Genomic DNA, 18755 nt, shown 5'->3' on the forward strand with positions numbered 1-18755 from the left:
CCCTTACTCTTCCACCCCGTATTCCTTGTCGAGCTTGTTCATCTTCGCCGCGTAGGCGAAGATCAGCACGAGGAACACGTAGATGGATCCGTTTTGCGCCATCCAGAACCCGAGGTCGGCGCCGCCGACGTGGATCCCCTTGAGCGCGGGCCGCAGAATGATGCCAAGGCCGAACGAACAGAAGAACCAGATCGCAAGCGATATCAAGATCACCCGCACGTTCGCTGCCCAGTAGGCGTTGGACGAAGATTTGTCCGCCATTTCCTTACTCCCTGAACTCCCTCGTTCACGTCCGGCACCCCGGGATGGGGAACCGGCCTCCCCTTACGCCGAGACGCGCCCGACGATGGTGCCAAGCCCTTCGGCGATCGACTCGATGGGACCCATCGCGTCGATTGTCTCCAGCACCCCCATCGCCCTGTAGTGCGCGATCAGCGGAGCCGTCTGGGCGTGGTAGGCCTGAAGCCGCGCACGCACCGTCTCGGCGTTGTCGTCGGCGCGGCGCTTGAACGCCGTGCCGCCGCATTTGTCGCAAGTGCCCGCCGTGGCGGGCAGCTTGAATTCGTCGTGGTAGCCTTCGCCGCATCCGGCGCAGGTGTAGCGGCCCGAAACCCGGCCCACCATCGCCGCGTCGTCGACCTCAAGGCTGATCGCCGCAGTGACACGTCCGCCAGCTTCGGCCAGAAGCCGGTCGAGCGCCTCGGCCTGTCCGGCCGTGCGCGGAAAACCGTCGAGGATGACGCCGCGCGCCGTGTCAGGCTCGGCCATGCGGTCCTTCAGGATGGCAAGAACGATCTCGTCGCTGACAAGGCCGCCCGCCTCCATCACCGTCTTCGCGGCAAGCCCCGCGGGTGTGCCGGCCGCGACCGCGGCCCGCAGCAGATCGCCGGTGGACAACTGCACGAGGCCGAACCGGTCCTCGAGCATTCGCGCCTGCGTGCCCTTGCCGGCCCCCGGGGGGCCGAGCAGGATCAGGACGGCGGGAACATTCGCGCCGCTCATTCCGTCAGGCCCGGTTCATGCGGTTGCCGATCAGATCGTCGACCACCGACGGATCGGCGAGCGTCGAGGTGTCGCCCAGCGCGCCAAAGTCGTTCTCGGCGATCTTGCGCAGGATGCGGCGCATGATCTTGCCCGAGCGGGTCTTGGGCAGGCCCGGCGCCCACTGGATCAGGTCGGGGCTGGCGATCGGCCCGATCTCGTTGCGGACCCACTTCACAAGCTCCTTGCGCAGGTCCTCGGTCGGTTCCACCCCGTTCATCAGCGTGACATAGGCATAGATGCCCTGGCCCTTGATCTCGTGCGGGTAGCCGACCACGGCGGCCTCGGCGACCTTTTCATGCGCGACGAGCGCGGATTCCACCTCGGCCGTACCCATGCGGTGGCCGGAGACGTTGATCACGTCATCGACGCGGCCGGTGATCCAGTAATAGCCGTCCTCGTCCCGGCGGCAGCCGTCGCCGGTGAAGTAATAGCCCTTGTACTGCTGGAAATAGGTTTCCTGGAACCGCTGGTGATCGCCCCAGACGGTGCGCATCTGCCCCGGCCAGCTGTCGGCGATGCAGAGCACGCCTTCGGCCGGGTTGCCTTCCTGCACGACACCGCTTTCGGCGTTCAGCACGACCGGCTTGATGCCGAAGAAGGGCAGTGTCGCCGATCCCGGCTTGGTCTCGGTGGCGCCCGGAAGCGGGGTGATCAGGTGGCCGCCGGTTTCGGTCTGCCACCAGGTGTCGACGATGGGGCATTTGCCCTTGCCCACATGCTTGTCATACCAGACCCAGGCTTCGGGGTTGATCGGCTCGCCGACCGTGCCCAGCACGCGCAGCGACGACAGGTCATGCTTCTCGACCCACTCGGCACCCTGCCCCATCAGGGCGCGGATCGCGGTCGGGGCGGTGTAGAACTGGTTGACCTTGTGCTTGGCGCAGACCTCCCAGAAGCGGCCCGCATCGGGGAAGGTCGGCACGCCCTCGAACATCACGGTCGTCGCGCCGTTGGCGAGCGGCCCGTAGACGATGTAGCTGTGGCCGGTGACCCAGCCCACGTCCGCCGTGCACCAGAAGATGTCGCCGTCCTTGTAGTCGAAGGTCAGCTGGTGGGTCATCGCGGCATAGACGAGGTAGCCGCCCGAGGTGTGCACGACGCCCTTCGGCTTGCCGGTCGACCCCGAGGTGTAGAGAACGAAGAGCGGGTCTTCCGCGTTCACCGGCTCTGCCGGGCAGTCGGCGCTGGCCGCGCGCATCTCGGCCAGGATGTCGATGTCGCGGCCGTCGACCCAGGTGGTCTGGTCGCCGGTATGCTTCACCACCATGCACTTCACCTTGTCGTCGCAGTGCAGCAGCGCCGCGTCCGCGTTGGACTTGAGCGGCGTGCGGCGGCCGCCCCGCGGCGCGGTGTCGGCGGTGATGACGATCTTCGCCTCGCTGTCGTTGACGCGGTTGGCCAGCGCATCGGGCGAGAAGCCGCCGAAGACGACGGAATGGATGGCCCCGATCCGGGCGCAGGCCAGCATGGCATAGGCGGCTTCGGGGATCATCGGCAGGTAGAGGACGACACGATCCCCCTTCGCGGCCCCATGCGCCTTGAGCACATTGGCCATCCGGCAGACGTTCTCGTGCAGTTCGGCATAGCTGATGTGGCGGGCCGGGGTCTTCGGATCATCGGGTTCCCAGATGATCGCGGTCTGGCTGCCGCGCCTGGCCAGATGACGGTCGGTGCAGTTCGCCGCGACGTTCAGCACGCCATCCTCGAACCAGTTGATCGACACCTGCCCGAAGGTGAAATCGGTGTTCTTGACGCGGGTGTAGGGCTTGATCCAGTCGATCCGCTTGCCCTGCTCGCCCCAGAAGGCGTCGGGATCGGCGATCGAGGCCGCATACATGGCGCTGTAGCTTTCGGGCGTGACCAGCGCACCCGCGAAGCCCGGCGGAACCGGATGCTTTGAGGTTGCCTCGGCTGAACCCTGATCTCTACCGGCCATCGTCTGCTCCTCCGCTTGTCGCATGCGCCCCTGCAGACACCCCGTCCGGGCCGCCCGATGCAGCCCCAGGATCGGGTGTCACACGTGCATTGTAAACCAATCGACGGTTTTTGCGTATCTTATTTTGCACGTTACGTTTTTTTGTAAACTTGTTCACAGGAATTGCAATTTACTTGTTAATTTTATCTGATATCGGCAAAAACCCGCTTGCTTTACCGCAGCATGGGTGTAGCGCCCGCAGCCTTGCCAAAGCGGGGCGCCGCCCGCCTTCCGCAAGCGTAACCTCGAAGCGCGGACAGGGCCCGGGAAGCGGGCGGATTCACCCGATCGAGCCTGCAAAACCTGTTAGCGATCACGCGATTCGGATGATTCGCCCATGTACGGCACGGGACATTTGACGGGCTTGCCGCAAGCGCGGCCTCCGTGCGATACCCCGTGGGGGAGGAGACGCGCAGCATGATCGAACGACCCTCTCCGATCCGCGAAACGGACGACCAGGCCCGCGAAATCGCCGCGTCCCTGATGCGGGCCGCGCGCTTCGCCGCCCTCGCGGTCATCCACCCCGAAACCGCCGGACCGCATGTCACGCGGGTGGGGTTCGGGATGTCGCCCGACGGCCGGCCGGTTACCCTGATATCAGACCTGGCCCTGCATACCCGTGCGCTTCGCAACCGGCCGCAGGCCTCGCTCCTCGTCGGCGAACCCGGACCGCGCGGCGACCCGCTGACGCATCCGCGCCTGACGCTTGCGGTTCAGGCCCGCTTTCTTCCGCGCGCGGACGCGAGCCATGCGGCCGTACGGGACCGCTGGCTGACCGATCATCCGAAGGCCGGCCTCTATGCCGATTTCGCGGACTTCAGCTTTGTCGTCTTCGACGTGACCGGCGGCGACCTGAACGCCGGTTTCGGCAAAGCCTTTCATCTTCTGCCAGAAGACCTTAGACTTGCCTGAAGGGCGGCGGCGCCGTGGCGGACTGAGGCCTGACGCGGTGGTCGGGTGCGTTTCGGGCGGATGGGGATGAGCAATCAGGCGATCTGGCAGGACGCCGTGCTGCGCCAGAAGGATCGTGTCTTTCGTGATCTGCCTGCGCGGCAGGCCGGGATCGCGTCGGCCTGCATCCTGTTCGGATTTTTCCTGCCCGGCGAGAGCGTCCTTTGGGTCTTTGCGGCTTGCCTGTTGTCCGAGGTCGCCCAGATCTGGCTGTTTCGCCTGTTCACCCGGCGCCCGATCCGCGCCGTGCAGGCGGCCATCCTGGGCAATACCTTCCTTGGGGTCAGTGCCTTCTGTACGATGCCCTACTGGGCCTGGCAGATCGACATGGCCTCCGCCAACACGATCGCGATCCTGGCGCTGATCGGCGCGCTTCTGAATGCGGCGACGGTGCGCACGATCGACATCACGCATGGGATCGCCGCGGCGATGCCGTCGGCGGGCGTGCTTCTGTGGCTGGCGCTTCAGGACTACGCCCGGAGCGGCAACCTCGCAGCGACCGCCATCACGACGATCAGCGTGCTGGTTCTGCTGGCCTATTTCCTTTACGCGATGCTTCAGAGCCACCACGCGGAAAAGGTACTGGCCGACGCGCGTAGGTCGGCCGAGGAGGCGAGCCGTGCCAAGACCCGGTTCCTTTCTGCAATGAGCCACGAGATGCGCACGCCCTTGAACACGATCCTGGGCCTCAGCCAGCTTCTGCGGGCCGAACCCTCGGTCGAGGCCGCGCGCGGTCATGCCTCCGACGTCGAGGAAGCGGGTCGCCGCCTGCACATGCTGATCAACGATGCGCTCGACCTCGCGGCCACGGCGGAGGGCGAGTTGAAGTACCGCCCGGTGACATCTTCGCTCCGACGCGAGCTGGAGGAGGCGCTGGCGCTCTCTGCGGCGCAGAGGCGCAATCCCGATGCGCGCGCGGTTGTCGAAATCGGGGATGATGTGCCCGAACTTGCGCGCATCGATCCGAACCTGCTGCGAAAATGCCTGGGCGGCCTGTCGGTCGCGGTTGCAGGGGCAAGTCTGGCACCGCAGATGCATCTTGACTGCCGCGCCGTGAAGGGCGCCCGCAACCGCCTTGTCCTGCGCTTGACGGCGACGACGCCGGGGCCGGTGGCCGCGGCCTCACCCTTCGTCGACACCGTGGGCCTGGACCTGGCACTCGCGTTTGTCGAGCGGATTGCCCGCACGATGGGCGGTCGCGTGCGCTTCGCCGCCGAAGCCGGCGCCCCCGCCGCGGCCGAGATCGAACTTCCCTACGGCCCGGTTGCGGAGCCGTCGGAGGGCGCGGGAACGGGTCGGCACGCGCTGGTCGTGGACGACATATCGACCAACCGCTTCGTGATCATCCAGTTGCTGCGCAGCCTGGGCATGAACGCGACCGAAGCGGACAGCGGCCCCGCGGCCCTGGCATTCCTGGCGGAAAAGTCAGTCGATGTCGTGCTTCTGGACATGAACATGCCGGGGATGGACGGGGTGGAAACCTTCCGCCGGATCCGCGCCACGGCGGGCTCCGGCGCGATCGTCCCGGTGATCGCCCTGACGGCCGATTTCCTCAGCGAGCAGCGCGACCGGTTGATGGACATGGGGCTTGACGGTTATGTCCCCAAGCCCATCGACCGGCGCGTGCTCTGGGCAGAGATCGAGGCCGCGGTGACACGGCCCCAGGTCGATCAGTTCGGATTGTCCATACGCACCCGGACGTGAACGCGACCCTTGGAAACGGCGGCCCAGTTCAACGTGACCTGCTGCTTTGCTGCCCCTTGCTCCACATTCACGAAAGGCATGTCCGACCGGCGCTCGCCCGAGTTGCCGGTGATCATGCCTTCGGCGACGATCGCCTCGACATTGCGGGCCCACCCGCCGAACGGCAGGAATGCCGAGGGGTTGACCGTCCAGGTGGTCGCGGCGGTGGCCTGGTTGTGCTCTATCGTGACCGGGTTCGCGATCGGCTGCCCCACCGACCGGAAGGTGTTGCCCTGGACAAGGACATTCACCATGCGGGAATTGTCCAGCGCGGCAAAGGTCGTGTCGACCTTGTCGACGCGGTCGATGGAACCGTTGAAGACCTTGAAGCTGTTGCCGGTGATACTCAGCCCGTCGATGAAATGCCCCGCACCGAAAGGCTTGAACACGATCCAGCTGAACCAGCTTGCCACGTCGGAGGCAACGAAGGTGTTGCCGGTGATCGTCAGACCGCCGAACGAGAACTGGTTGGCAAAGCCCGGATCGGCCTCATACTCGTTCGTCATCTCCAGAAAGCAGTTGTCGATGTAGTTGCCGGTCAAAGTCGTCGACAGGTTGCTGCCCGCAAGCACAAGTCCCGCCAGCCGGACGCCGTTCGACTGGTTGTCCCCCTGGAAGAAGTGATTGCCGATGAACAGGTTGTTGTTGCCGCCGATCACGCCGAAGTGCCGAAACCGCACCGCGCGGCATTCGCGCACCTTCACATCGTTGGCGTTGGTGTTGAACAGGATCGAAACGCGATCCTGCGCCGGCACCGAAACCTCGGCGGACAGGAACTGGCAGCGGTCGATCTCCATCCCCTGGCATCCATCCCCGTGCGAGGTGATGCCGCGGTTACGCGGCTGGTTGATGGCGCAGTCGCGGATCAGGAAGTTCTTTCCCGAGGGCGGAAGGAGAATTCCGCTCGCCAGGCCATTGCACTGGATTTCGACCTCGGCCAGAGACATCTTGTCCAGCGCGGAAAAGCCCGAGAAGTCGAGCACATACTTGAAGCGGGTGAAGGTGAAGGTCTGCGTCCCCGCCGCGTCATACAGGGGCTTGCTCAGCGTCAGTGTGCCCGCGCCGATGTTGACGGCGGTCACATAGACCTCGCGCCCCACGCCGTTGCCTTCGACCAGAGAGCCCGGCGCGATGTTGGCGATGTTGGCGACGGCCGTCAGCTGCGTATCGTTCGAGACGCTGTAGGTCGCGAGCGAGGTGACAACCACCGGATCCCAGGCCGGCCCGGCCTCGACCTCGAACTGGCCGTTGCGGATGACGCGGCGGGTGAAGAAGGTGGTCTTGTTGCTGACCGCCGCCTGCATGTCAATCGGAGCGGTCACGTTCACACGCCGCCCGCCCATGTCGAGCGAGTCATGGTCGGTGAAATTGATCAGTGCCTGAAAGGCCTTGCGGAACCCTTGCTCCTCATCCCCGAAGGCGTCGACATAGGCGTCGAGCGTGTAGTTCCGGGTGATCGCCAGCCGCCTGTTGACGGGCATGGACAGCTTCCCCTCGAACCGGACCGGCGCTTCGAGCGTCACATCGGCGTCCAGAAGGTAGGTTCCGGCAGACACCAGGAGCGAGCGGCCGGCGGCAAAGGCGGAGGCGTCGGCCGCCTCGAACGCGGCGGCATCGTTGGTGACGCCGTCACCCTTCGCGCCGTAGTCGCGCACATCCACCCAGTCCATCATCGTGCGCAGGAATGCCGAGGTGATGTCCTCGACCTCGATGTCGTCGATCCGCACCACCCCGCCATTCGTCCCGGTCAGATCAAGGCCGACATGGCCAAAGATCGCGGCGGTGCCCCAGGCCATGTCGACGCCCTGCCGCGCGCCGGTCCCGATGATCGCCTGCACGGTCTCGACCTTGCCATAGGCGGTCAGCGCCAGGCTCGCGCCGGTTTCGACGACGCCCGCCAGATGCGCGTTCCCCGCCGCCCCGGCCCAGGCCGCGATCCGCACGGAGGGCAGGTTGCCGCTGATCGCCTTCACGCGCGCGGTCACGCGCAGGTAGCAGCCCGGCAGTATCGGCGTTTCCCCCATGTAGCGCAGCTTCTGCGTCGCGGCGGTCTTGACCATCTCGATGCAACTGCCGAAGTCCTGATCCGCCAGGACCAGGGCGGCATTCGGCGCGCCCTCGTAGGTGGGCGAACCGGGCGTGCCATCCTCGCTAGACCAGACGCCAAGCCCGTTCTCGAAAGCGGGCGGCATCAGCACCAGCCCGTCGGTAATCGCCTTGTTCATTCCCAGAACCCCTTGTCGTTGCCAGGCCCCGGCCACACCATCGCCCGCCCCGAAAGCGGGGCTTCGCGCCCGTGGGCGGCGAATGGAATGCTCATGCCGGGGAAACGGGGCCATCGGCCCTCGGGGAACAGTGCTATCATCAAACGTCTGAGCGGGCGGTGAAGCCAGCGCGCGCTGAACTAGACCGAAGGCGCGGGCATCTGCACCGGGTAGACGCCGTTGATCCGCCACTCTCCGTCGACCACGACCATCTCGTAGTCGAACAGAAACGCCTCTCCCGCGCCATCCTGCACGCGGACCCGCTGGAAACGGCGCCCGTCAGCGTCGCGCAGATCGAGGAAATCGACCGCCCGCGGCCTCCAGATCATCGGGTAGCCGTTCGCGACCATGCGTCCGAAATTCTCGGGCGTCCCGAAGATCGTCCGGATCGTGGGAGAGGCGAAGCCGAAGGCGGTCCGGACGTCGTCTGCCAGAAAGGCATCGACCTGCGCGCGGATCACGCCCCGGATGTCCTCGGCCTCGCCGGCCAAGGCGGGCAGCGAGAGAAGCACGCCGAATATCGCCCCCATCCACGCTCCGCGCATTCCGCCCTCCTGTCATCAGCGCGTTACCGAAGTGTTGTTGAGTCGCCTCCTGCCGGCGCATCGCCTCATGACAGGTATCCTATGCCATTCGCATTCCCCGACAAGGACCGATCCGTCGCGAAATCGGTCCGCAAACTGGCCCGAAACCGCATCGAGGCGTCGCTCGCCCTGCTGGAGGACGACGCCCGCCCGCGCGCCGAGCGCGTGCGGGAGTTGCGCAAGAACATCAAGAAGATCCGCGCCCTGATCCGGCTTGTCCGCCCGAACTTCAAGGCCTTCGACCGCGAGGATGCCGCGCTGAAGGACGCCGGCCGGATCATCGCCGACCTGCGCGACAACGACGCGCTGGCCGAAAGCTTCGATACCCTGTCACGCCGTCTATATACCCCGCTCGCCGCGCGCGAGACCCTGCGCGAGGCGATCCTCCACCCCCGCGCAGCGCTCGTCGAGGAAGAGGCCGCCGACCGCCTTGCCGAGCATAGACGCCTGATTGCCGCGATCTTGGAGCGGCTTTCCGGGTGGAATATCTCCGGCACCGGCTTCGGCGCGCTTTCCCCCGGGCTGGAGCGGACCTGGTCGGCGGCCCAGAAGGCGATGACGGCGGCAATCTCTGACCCGAGCGGCGAGGCGCTTCACCAGTGGCGCAAGCGCGCCAAGGATCACTGGTACCATGCCCGCCTGCTCGCCCCGATCTGGCCGGAGATGATGGTGCATCACATCGCCGCGGCAGACGCGCTTGGCGAACGCCTGGGTGAGGCGCGCGATCTGGCCTTCCTGATCGAGGCGCTCGCCGGGGTCGAGGGCGGCGAGGAGTTTCGCGCCGCCGCCGCGGAGGAGGAGGCTCGCCTGCTCGCGGACGCGCGCCGACTTGGCGCGCGCTTCTTCAGCGAACCCGCGGGCGGGCTGTCGCGCAGGTGGCGGGGCTGGTGGCAGATCTGGCGTGACTAGCCGGTCAGTTCGCCGGCCAGCGCACGCTCGATCAGGGCGATCGTTTCCGCGACACCGTAAAGCGCGATGAAGCCGCCGAAGCGCGGCCCTTGCGACGCACCCAGCAGCACCTCGTAAAGCGCGGTGAACCAGTCGCGCAGCGGCTCGAACCCATGCTCCTTGCCGACCGCGAAGACCATCGACTGCAACGCCTCGGCGTCCAGCCCGCCGTCCCAGGTCCTGAGCCGGGAGACCAGATCCTCCATCGCCGCGCGTTCCGTGTCGGACGGCGCCCGGAAACTCCGCGATGGCGCAACGAAATCGTTGAAGTAGCGCACCGCAAACTCCGCCGCCTGATCAAGCTGCGGGTTCGCGTCGGGCGTCGCATTTGGCGCGTAGCGACGGATGAACCCCCACAGCCCCGACTTGTCCTTGGCACCGGCGACGCTCGCAAGGTTCAGAAGCATCGCGAACGGCACCACCATGTCCGAGGCGGGCGGCTGGCCGTTGTGGATGTGCCAGACCGGGTTCGCAAGCCTTGCGTCGATGTCCTGGTCGGGGAAGGCACGCAGTTGCTGGTGATATTCGTCGACCGCCTTCGGGATCACGTCCCACCAGAGCCGCTTGGCCGTCTTGGGCTTCTGGTACATGAAGTAGCCAAGGCTTTCCGTCGCGGCATAGGTCAGCCATTCATCGATGGTCAGGCCATTGCCCTTCGACTTGGAAATCTTCTGCCCGTGCTCGTCGAGGAAAAGCTCGTAAGTGAAATGTTCCGGCGCCCTGGCGCCCAGCGCCTCGCAGATGCCGTCGTAGATCGGCGTGTTGGTCGAATGGTCCTTGCCATACATCTCGAAGTCGACGCCGAGTGCTGCCCATCGCGCGCCGAAATCGGGCTTCCATTGCAGCTTTACCCGGCCGCCGGTGACCGGCAGCGTCCACTCGCGGCCCGTCTCGTCGTCGAAGGTGATCTCGCCCTTCGCCGCATCGACGTTCTTCATCGGGACATAGAGCACGCGGCCGGTTTCCGGGTGGATCGGCAGGAAGCAGGAATAGGTCTGCTGCCGTTCCTCGCGCAGCGAGGCGAGCATGATCTCCATGATCGCGTCATAGCGTTCGCAGCACCGCACCAGCGTTTCGTCGAAACGGCCAGACCTGTAGAAATCCGTCGCGCTGATGAACTCGTACTCGAACCCGAAGGTGTCGAGGAACCGGCGCAGCATCGCGTTGTTGTGGTGGCCGAAGCTTTCATGCTCGCCGAACGGATCGGGGACCGACGTCAGCGGCCGCTGAAGGTTCGCCTTCAGCATCTCCTGCTGCGGCACGTTGTCGGGCACCTTGCGCATCCCGTCCAGGTCATCCGAGAAACAGATGAGCTTGGTCGGAATGTCGCTGATGATCTCGAAGGCGCGGCGGATCATCGTCGTCCGCTGCACTTCCCCGAAGGTGCCGATATGCGGCAGGCCCGAAGGGCCGTAGCCGGTCTCGAACAGCACATACCCCTTCTCGGGCGCCTTCTTCTCATAGCGTTTGAGAACGCGGCGCGCTTCCTCGAAAGGCCAGGCTTTGGAGTTCATCGCGGCATCGCGCAAGGAGGACATGACAGAAATTCCCGAAAGGACGGCACCCCGTGTGCCGCAAGGTCCGTCTCCTATTGAACGGGGGGCGGATCGTCAATAATTTGCCCCGCACCACAGCGAGGACCCGAACGTGACCCACACCCTGCCCGCCTTCACCGCGCAAGACGCCCTTGTCGCCATCATGGTCACTGTCTCGGTCTCGGATGAATCGATCCGCACGTCCGAGCTTGTCGCCATCGAACGCCAGGTAAACCATCTTCCGGTCTTCGCCGATTACGATATCGACGCCATCAAGGAGGTCGCCCAGACCGTCTATCGTCTGATGGAAGACGACGACGGGCTCGACACGCTTTTCGCCATGGTCCGCGATGCGCTCCCGGAACGTCTTTGGGAAACCGCCTACGCGCTGGCCTGTGATGTTGCCGCGGCCGACGGCTCGCTCGGTCAGGATGAGTTGCGGCTTCTGGCCGAGGTTCGCCACGAGCTGAACATCGACCGGCTGCACGCCGCAGCCATCGAACGCGGCGCCAGGGCGCGGCACCTGACGCTCTGATCCCTCCTGGGGGAAGACCAGCCCCGGCCGCCGCAGAGGTCCGGCCACGGCGCTCGATTGCCGCGGCACTTCTGCTATGCTAGCGGCGCGCGAAACGTGAACGGGACATGCAGATGAAGATCGTCGTGATGGGCGCCGGAGTTATCGGCGTGACCACAGCCTACTATCTCGCGAAATCCGGCGCCGAGGTCACTGTGCTTGACCGCCAGCCGGGGCCGGGGCTCGAGACGAGCTATGCCAACGCCGGAGAACTCAGCTACGGCATGACCTCGCCCTGGGCCGCGCCGGGTGTGCCGATGAAGGCGCTCAAGTGGCTTTTCATGAAGCGACGGCCGCTGTTTATCTGGCCGCTCATCAGCCCACGGATGTGGAAGTGGGGGGCGCAGATGCTGATGAACTGCAACGACGCGTCCTATGCGATCAACAAGTCGCGCATGGTCCGGATTTCGAACTATTCCCGTGACGTTCTGCCGGACCTTATCGCCGAGACCGGGATCGAATACGACGGCCGCGCGCAGGGCACGCTCCAGCTTTTCCGAACGGAAAAGCAGCTCAAGGCCTCAAAGGCCGATCAGGATATCCTGGCCGAGTTCGACAGCCCGTTCGAGGTGCTCGACCCGGACGGCTGCATCGCCGTCGAACCCGCTCTGGCCCATGTGCGCGACAAGTTCGTCGGCGGGCTGCGCCTGACGGCGGACCGCACCGGCGACTGCCGCATGTTCACCATGGCACTCGCCGAGAAAACGGCGGCGCTCGGCGCGCGCTTCCACTATGGGCAGAAGATCGAGATGATCCGGGTCGAGGGCGACCGCGTTCTGGGCGTGCAGACGGACAGGCTCGGGCTCGTCCGGGCCGATGCCTATGTCTGCGCGCTGGGCAGCTACGCGCCCAACCTGCTCGACCCGATCGACCTCAGGCTGCCGGTCTATCCGGTCAAGGGTTACTCGGTCACGCTGCCGGTGACCGACGACGCGGGCGCGCCGCAATCCACGATCATGGACGAGACTCACAAGGTCGCCATTACCCGGCTTGGCGATCGCATCCGCGTTGCGGGCACCGCAGAGATCGCGGGCTATTCGAACCGGCTGGGCCCGAACGCGACCGCCACCGTGCGCCATGTGATCGGCGATCTGTTCCCGAACGGCGGCGATCTCGACAAGGCCGAGGGCTGGACGGGCCTGCGCCCGATGACGCCCGATGGCACGCCCATCCTCGGCCCGACGCGCTATCCGAACCTTTATCTCAACACCGGGCACGGCACGCTGGGCTGGACCATGGCGGCGGGCTCGGGCCGCGCGGTGGCCGACCTTGTGCTCGGGCGCAAACCGGACATCAGCTTTGAGGGGCTGACGGCGGCGCGCTACGGGCTCTAACCCACCGCCCTGCCGGAAAAGAAACACTACCCGGCGTGAACGTGCGACCAGCGCGCGATCAGGTCGTGCTGCAGACCACGCGCCCGCTTGACCCAGGCCTTGCCACCCTTGGGCCGCTCGCGTTCCGCCTCGCTCAGGGCGTCGCGCCGCGCGACATCGGCCGAGAAGATCGCGAAGGCCAATTCGCGCCCCTGCGGGGTGGTGAAGTATCCCGCCAGCGCCGAGACGAAATTCAGCGTCCCGGTTTTCGCGCGCACGGTCGCGGGCAACCTGACGCCGTCCTCCTCGACGCCGATCTCTTTCATCAGGGGGCCTAGCCGGGCACCCGGACCCAGCCGCACAAGGGCCGTTGCCATGGCCTCTGCCGAGATCCGCGATGCCCCGCCAAGACCGGAATGGTCCACGAAACGCGCGCCCTGTACCCCGGCGCGCGCGCCGACCCAGGCCGACATCGCCGGCCCCGAAGCCGCATGGCGCGCGACCCCGCGCCGCAGCGAGGCCGCCATCCCGACCGCCTCGGCTGTCATGTTGGTGGAATAGCGCATCATCTGGCGAAGGATCTCGTCGAGATCGTCACTGCCGCGCTCGGCCAGAACCTGTCCTTCCGGCGCGCGCTGCATCACTTCCGGGGCCGGCAATTTCAGCCCGGCAGCCGCCGCCAGCGTGCGGAACACATCGCCGGCATAAAGATCGGGGTGGCGCACCGGCAGCCAGCGGCTTCCCCCGCCGCCCAGCGCCTGACGCGACACGCTCCAGTCCTCGAACCCGCCCTTCTCGTCATAGGCATAGACCGGCAGGTCTCGCTCGGCGAGCCGGACACGCGCGACGGAGACCTCGGGCACATTGCGCCTGTCCTCGGCGTTCATGCCGACCGTGTAGCCCTGCCCCTCGCGCTTCCAGGTGAAGTTCACGCGGTTGAAGTTCAGGTTCAGGCCCGCCACGGCGGGGTTGTAGCCCAGCCACTCCGGCTGATCGGGGTCAATCTCGCGGATGTAGGGCAGGGCGCCGCCCCAGACGCGGAAACGCCCCTCGACCCCACGAACACCCAGCGCGGCAAGGGTGGCTGCCAGTTCCGCCAGCCCGTCCGTGGTCAGCGTGGGGTCGCCGCCGCCGACCAGCACCAGATCGCCCGCCACGCTCCCGTTCTGCACCGGGCCGGTCGCCACGACCTTTGTGACAAAGCGATAGCCCGCGCCCAGGTGTTCGAGCGCGTAAAGCGTGGTGATCGCCTTGGCCGTGCTGGCCGGCGGCATGGGCTCGCCAGGGTCGAGCGCCTCGATCATCCGTCCTGACTTCACGTCGAAAAGGGCGTAGGAGGTGCGCCCCGAAAGCTGCGCCGCAGCGACCAGGTCGAATGCGACACCTGCCGGGGCCGGACCCGCCGAGGCGACAGCGGGCCGGGCAACCGGTCGCGCCGAGGTCAAGGGCGCCTCGGCCCAGGCGCGGGTCACAAGACCCGACGCCAGCGTCCCCAGAAACAACCGCCGATCCATGCGCGACTGCCCCTCCCCGGCCCTGCGCCCGTCCTCTGCCGTCTCCCGACTATCCCCAAGCCGGGCGGGCCGATCAAGCCCCCGCGCGCCATTCCCCCCGCGCGCGGATCGCGCTTGAGGAGATGTCGACCATCGGCACGTCGAGAAAGCACCAGGCTGGCGCCTTGCGGAAGGGCAGCAGCCGCGCAGAAGGGCCCGGCAGGCGAAAGCGCGCGTATTCCTCGGCCGCGCGCGCGCCCAGCGCCGCCAGACGCGAGCCGGGGCGGGCGAAGACGCCGATCGGCACGTTCCGCATGATCCATTCCCAGTCCTGCCAGCGGTCGAACTGAACCAGGTTGTCCGCCCCCATCAGCCAGACGAAGCGCACGCCGGGATAAAGCGCCGTCAGGCGCCGCAGCGTCTGCGCGGTAAAGCGCGTGCCCAGCCGCGCCTCCAGATCGCTGACGACGACACGGGGATCGTCCATCACCGCCCGCGCCCGAGCCATCCGCTCTGCCATCGGCGCGGGCTGGCGTGCCTTCAGGGGATTGCCGGGGCTGACCAGCCACCAGACCCGGTCCAGCCCGATCCGCTTCAAGGCCTCGCCGGTGATGTGGGCATGGCCCTGATGGGCAGGGTCGAACGACCCGCCGAGAAGGCCGATGCTCATGCCGGGACAGGCGAAGGGAAAACCCTGCAAATCGCGCTCCTTGCTGCCCGCCCTTTGTTCCCGCCACCTGTGCCGCTGTCAACGCGGACTTCTGCGGGTGATGGCGCAGGACCCTGCGGCACAAATCGCCCCAGCCCGGTAGTTGCCTCGTCTCGGGCCGGCCAATCCGATGACTTCCGTCGCGGGCGTGGCCGACACGCAGTTGCCCCGGATTGCCCTTTGCCCCGCGCTTGTCTAGATGAAGCTCAAACCCGCACACACGAGGACTTCACCCATGGCTTCCTACCAGTTCGTCTATCACATGGATGGCGTCTCCAAGACCTATCCCGGCGGCAAGAAGTGCTTCGAGAACATCCGCCTGAACTTCCTGCCGGGCGTCAAGATCGGCGTCGTCGGCGTCAACGGCTCGGGCAAGTCCACGCTCCTGCGCATCATGGCCGGGATCGACAAGGACTTTGCCGGCGAGGCCTGGGCCGCCAAGGGCGCGACGGTGGGCTACCTCCCGCAGGAGCCGGAACTGGATCCCGCGCTCAACGTCCGTGGCAACGTGATGGAAGGCGTCAAGGCCAAGCAGGCCAAGCTCGACCGCTACAACGAATTGGCGATGAACTATTCCGACGAGACGGCGGACGAGATGGCCCGCCTGCAGGACGAGATCGACGCCGAAAACCTCTGGGACCTCGACAGCCAGATCGACGTCGCGATGGAGGCGCTGCGCTGCCCGCCCGACGACGCGCAGATCGACAGCCTGTCCGGCGGCGAAAAGCGCCGGGTCGCACTCTGCAAGCTGCTGCTCGAGGCGCCCGACATGCTGCTTCTCGACGAACCGACCAACCACCTCGACGCCGAAACCATCGCCTGGCTGCAAAAGCACCTGATCGAGTACAAGGGCACGATCCTGATCGTCACCCACGACCGCTATTTCCTCGACGACATCACCGGCTGGATCCTCGAACTCGACCGCGGCCGCGGCATTCCGTATGAGGGCAACTATTCCGCCTGGCTCGAACAGAAGGCCAAGCGGCTGGAGCAGGAAGCGCGCGAGGACAAGGCGCGCCAGAAGGTTCTGGAGAAGGAACTCGAATGGATCCGCGCCGGCGCCAAGGCCCGGCAGGCGAAGCAAAAGGCCCGGATCAACGCCTACGAGGAAATGGCCTCGAAGTCCGAGCGGGAAAAGATCACGTCGGCCCAGATCGTCATCCCGAACGGCCCGCGCCTTGGCGGCAAGGTGATCGAGGTCGAGGGGCTGAAGAAGCACATGGGCGACAAGCAGCTGATCGAGGACCTGACCTTCGCGCTGCCCCCCGGCGGCATCGTCGGCGTCATCGGCCCGAACGGCGCCGGCAAGACCACGCTCTTCCGCATGCTGACCGGGCAGGAGACGCCAGACGCCGGCACCGTCAGCTACGGCGACACGGTGAAGCTGTCCTACGTCGATCAGTCGCGCGACGCGCTCGACGCGGGCAAGACCGTGTGGGAGGAAATCTCCGGCGGGGCCGAGCAGATCGAACTGGGCGACATCACCGTCAACTCGCGCGCCTACTGCTCCTCGTTCAACTTCAAGGGCGGCGACCAGCAGAAGAAGGTCGGCCTCCTCTCCGGCGGTGAACGCAACCGCGTCCACATGGCGAAACTGCTGAAATCGGGCGGCAACGTCCTTCTCCTCGACGAACCGACCAACGATCTCGACGTGGAGACCCTGCAGGCACTCGAAGCCGCGCTCGACGACTTCGCCGGCTGCGCCGTCATCATCTCCCACGACCGCTTCTTCCTCGACCGCCTCTGCACACATATCCTGGCGTTCGAGGGCGACGCGCATGTGGAATGGTTCGAGGGCAACTTCGAGGCCTACGAGGAAGACAAGATCCGCCGCCTTGGGCCGGATTCGGTCGAGCCGAAGCGGGTGAAGTACAAGAAGTTCACGAGGTGAGGGTTCGTTCTCAAACGTTGAGCAGACGATGGCGATTGATCAGATCGAACTAGTAAGGCGACTTCTGGGGACTGCCACACAGCTATTCTTAGATGACGCCGATCCGTTGTCGGTTCATTGCTTAGCGTCTTCCGCGATTGAGCACGCTGAGCACATCGCCGAGACATACTCGGATAGAAGCTTCAAATCGCATGTAATGGGCACATTCCCGGACATGACGAAAATCGACTTCAAGCGCCTCCGAAACCGCCACTGGAAAGTCATCAAGCACAGTCACGATTTGAGTGGTAAGCCGTTTGAGGTGACCAAGGAGCTTGACGACTTCGACGACGCAGCAAACGACGCAGTCCTTTTTGCGGGCTGGTATGATTTTATGAAGTGCGGTCAACCAATTCCAATTGCCGCGCAGGTTTTTCAGCTCTGGTTTTTTCGCATGTACCCGAAAAGCCTGAATCAATCGAAAGAGTTTGAGTATCAGTATTTTTCTCAACTCGATAGCCTTGAAAGGCACGAGCAAAAACGGCGACTTCGGGCGGCAATTAAGAAAGAAAGCTTTTCAGACGAGCTTTTGAACCACCCAATGACAGATTCTCGACCACTAATTCTGCCTTTATTCTAACTGACCCTCCCCCACCGGCATTCCTCGTTCGTAATGAGAGTATGCTCGTTTGATTTTGTTAGCCGTCGGCTTCGTGTTGGGCAGGTGCGCTGGACGCGCAGCCCTACCCCTCCTCCCGCCCCGTCCCCTCGCGGTTGCGCTCATAGCTCCGATTGACCGGAAACGGCGGCAGCCAGCTTTCGCGGCGGATGGTCCAGAGCTCGTAGGTCGGGGTGAACCCATCGGGCGCGTCGAGCGTGCCGAGGTTCACCTCCACCTCGTCGCCGCTCCGGCCGAAGACGGACGATCCGCAGCGCGGGCAGAAGTGCCGCCCGGCAAAGGCCTGCGTCCGGCCCGTCACCGTCACCCGGTCCGCCGGAAAGATCGCCGAGGCGTGGAAGAGCGCGCCGTGGTGCTTGCGGCAGTCGAGGCAATGGCACAGTCCCACCCGCCAGGGCCGCCCCCGCGCCTCGATGCGGACATCGCCGCACAGGCACCCGCCGGTAACCGTTTCCATGCCGCGCCCCCTTCGATCCGACCGTCCGGGCCAGTCTATCCCCGCGCCCCTGCATTGCAACCGCGCCCCTGTCCCCCGCCCATTCCGGCCGCGCCAGCCCGGCCTTTTTTGCCGGATCGGCAGATTTTCCTTGCATTTTTGCCCGTTTCCCCCCATTTGGGTGCCGCGACGTTATTCATCTCGACCTGCTGTCTCCTTCTCGGCCACAGTCACTCGATCTTGCTCTGACTTAGCCGGGCGGCCGCGCTCCGTGGGCCGCAAACACGACAGGAGATACCACGATGGCCAATGGCACCGTGAAATGGTTCAACGCAACGAAGGGCTTCGGCTTCATCGAGCCCGAAGGCGGCCGCAAGGACGTGTTCGTCCACATCTCGGCGGTCGAGCGCTCGGGTCTGAGCACGCTCAAGGATGGCGCGAAGGTCACCTTCGACATCGAATCCGGCCGTGACGGCCGCGAAAGCGCGACCAACCTGAGCCTCGTCTGAGACGAAGCGCTGGAATTCATGGAACAGGGCGGGACATCTCCCGCCCTGTTTCATTTCAAGCCCCTCGCGACCGGGGGAAGCGCCGCCCGTTGATCCCAGTCAATGACATCGCGGGCGACTCGGCGCAG

At 65.6% G+C, this 18755-nt stretch carries 17 protein-coding genes; 8 read left to right on the forward strand and 9 right to left on the reverse strand.

Annotated elements, in window-relative coordinates:
• Positions 1-3: 3 nt before the first annotated feature.
• The 3 genes from N5I32_RS10680 to acs all read right to left on the reverse strand — a co-directional run bounded on the left by N5I32_RS10680 (position 4) and on the right by acs (position 2980).
• Positions 4-261 (reverse strand): DUF4212 domain-containing protein, encoded by a 258-nt coding sequence (locus N5I32_RS10680; protein ID WP_261495594.1) that lies wholly within the window; start codon positions 259-261, stop codon positions 4-6.
• Positions 262-324: 63 nt separating this feature from the next.
• Complete coding sequence (locus N5I32_RS10685; RefSeq protein ID WP_261495595.1) at positions 325-1002, reverse strand: adenylate kinase; 678 nt, start codon at positions 1000-1002, stop codon at positions 325-327.
• A 4-nt stretch (positions 1003-1006) separates the two neighbouring features.
• Complete coding sequence (gene acs / locus N5I32_RS10690; protein ID WP_261495597.1) at positions 1007-2980, reverse strand: acetate--CoA ligase; 1974 nt, start codon at positions 2978-2980, stop codon at positions 1007-1009.
• A 456-nt stretch (positions 2981-3436) separates the two neighbouring features.
• Between acs and N5I32_RS10695 the strand changes: the two genes are divergently transcribed.
• Both N5I32_RS10695 and N5I32_RS10700 read left to right on the forward strand, forming a co-directional pair.
• Positions 3437-3931 (forward strand): HugZ family pyridoxamine 5'-phosphate oxidase, encoded by a 495-nt coding sequence (locus N5I32_RS10695; protein ID WP_261495598.1) that lies wholly within the window; start codon positions 3437-3439, stop codon positions 3929-3931.
• 66 nt (positions 3932-3997) lie between these two features.
• A complete protein-coding gene (locus tag N5I32_RS10700; protein ID WP_261495599.1) occupies positions 3998-5674 on the forward strand; it encodes a response regulator in 1677 nt (558 codons plus the stop codon).
• Here N5I32_RS10700 and N5I32_RS10705 read toward each other — a convergent pair.
• Together N5I32_RS10705 and N5I32_RS10710 are read right to left on the reverse strand one after the other, a co-directional pair.
• Positions 5641-7938 (reverse strand): right-handed parallel beta-helix repeat-containing protein, encoded by a 2298-nt coding sequence (locus tag N5I32_RS10705; RefSeq protein ID WP_261495601.1) that lies wholly within the window; start codon positions 7936-7938, stop codon positions 5641-5643. The two genes, N5I32_RS10700 and N5I32_RS10705, sit on opposite strands and share 34 nt — an antisense overlap.
• Positions 7939-8117: 179 nt before the next feature.
• Complete coding sequence (locus N5I32_RS10710) at positions 8118-8522, reverse strand: DUF4864 domain-containing protein (RefSeq protein ID WP_261495603.1); 405 nt, start codon at positions 8520-8522, stop codon at positions 8118-8120.
• Positions 8523-8603: 81 nt separating this feature from the next.
• Here N5I32_RS10710 and N5I32_RS10715 point away from each other — a divergent pair, with 81 nt between their 5' ends.
• Positions 8604-9470, forward strand: coding sequence for a CHAD domain-containing protein (locus tag N5I32_RS10715; protein ID WP_261495604.1), 867 nt, complete (start codon positions 8604-8606; stop codon positions 9468-9470).
• On the opposite strand, the gene N5I32_RS10720 is transcribed toward N5I32_RS10715, so the two are convergent.
• Positions 9467-11047, reverse strand: coding sequence for a lysine--tRNA ligase (locus N5I32_RS10720; protein ID WP_261495605.1), 1581 nt, complete (start codon positions 11045-11047; stop codon positions 9467-9469). The genes N5I32_RS10715 and N5I32_RS10720 overlap by 4 nt on opposite strands.
• A gap of 109 nt (positions 11048-11156) precedes the next feature.
• Between N5I32_RS10720 and N5I32_RS10725 the strand changes: the two genes are divergently transcribed.
• Positions 11157-11579 (forward strand): tellurite resistance TerB family protein, encoded by a 423-nt coding sequence (locus tag N5I32_RS10725; RefSeq protein WP_261495606.1) that lies wholly within the window; start codon positions 11157-11159, stop codon positions 11577-11579.
• Positions 11580-11692: 113 nt separating this feature from the next.
• Positions 11693-12952: a D-amino acid dehydrogenase gene (locus N5I32_RS10730; RefSeq protein WP_261495608.1), complete on the forward strand. Its 1260-nt coding sequence runs from the start codon at positions 11693-11695 to the stop codon at positions 12950-12952.
• 26 nt (positions 12953-12978) lie between these two features.
• Here N5I32_RS10730 and N5I32_RS10735 read toward each other — a convergent pair whose 3' ends face one another.
• Positions 12979-14445 (reverse strand): D-alanyl-D-alanine carboxypeptidase/D-alanyl-D-alanine-endopeptidase, encoded by a 1467-nt coding sequence (locus N5I32_RS10735; protein ID WP_261495609.1) that lies wholly within the window; start codon positions 14443-14445, stop codon positions 12979-12981.
• Between the two features lie 73 nt (positions 14446-14518).
• On the reverse strand, positions 14519-15124 hold the full coding sequence (locus N5I32_RS10740; RefSeq protein ID WP_439648187.1) for a nicotinate-nucleotide adenylyltransferase: 606 nt from the start codon (positions 15122-15124) through the stop codon (positions 14519-14521).
• Positions 15125-15368: 244 nt separating this feature from the next.
• On the opposite strand from N5I32_RS10740, the gene ettA reads away from it, so the two are divergent.
• Together ettA and N5I32_RS10750 are read left to right on the forward strand one after the other, a co-directional pair.
• A complete protein-coding gene (gene ettA / locus N5I32_RS10745) occupies positions 15369-17024 on the forward strand; it encodes an energy-dependent translational throttle protein EttA (RefSeq protein ID WP_261495611.1) in 1656 nt (551 codons plus the stop codon).
• A 28-nt stretch (positions 17025-17052) separates the two neighbouring features.
• The gene (locus tag N5I32_RS10750) at positions 17053-17643 is read left to right on the forward strand and encodes a hypothetical protein (RefSeq protein WP_261495613.1); all 591 of its coding nucleotides are present in this window, start codon (positions 17053-17055) and stop codon (positions 17641-17643) included.
• A 103-nt stretch (positions 17644-17746) separates the two neighbouring features.
• Here N5I32_RS10750 and N5I32_RS10755 read toward each other — a convergent pair whose 3' ends face one another.
• Positions 17747-18139, reverse strand: a complete 393-nt coding sequence (locus N5I32_RS10755) for a GFA family protein (RefSeq protein ID WP_261495615.1) — start codon at positions 18137-18139, stop codon at positions 17747-17749.
• A gap of 281 nt (positions 18140-18420) precedes the next feature.
• Between N5I32_RS10755 and N5I32_RS10760 the strand changes: the two genes are divergently transcribed.
• The gene (locus N5I32_RS10760; RefSeq protein ID WP_261495616.1) at positions 18421-18627 is read left to right on the forward strand and encodes a cold-shock protein; all 207 of its coding nucleotides are present in this window, start codon (positions 18421-18423) and stop codon (positions 18625-18627) included.
• Positions 18628-18755 lie beyond the last annotated feature (128 nt).

Source organism: Albidovulum sediminis (assembly GCF_025380365.1).
Classification (GTDB): domain Bacteria; phylum Pseudomonadota; class Alphaproteobacteria; order Rhodobacterales; family Rhodobacteraceae; genus Albidovulum; species Albidovulum sediminis.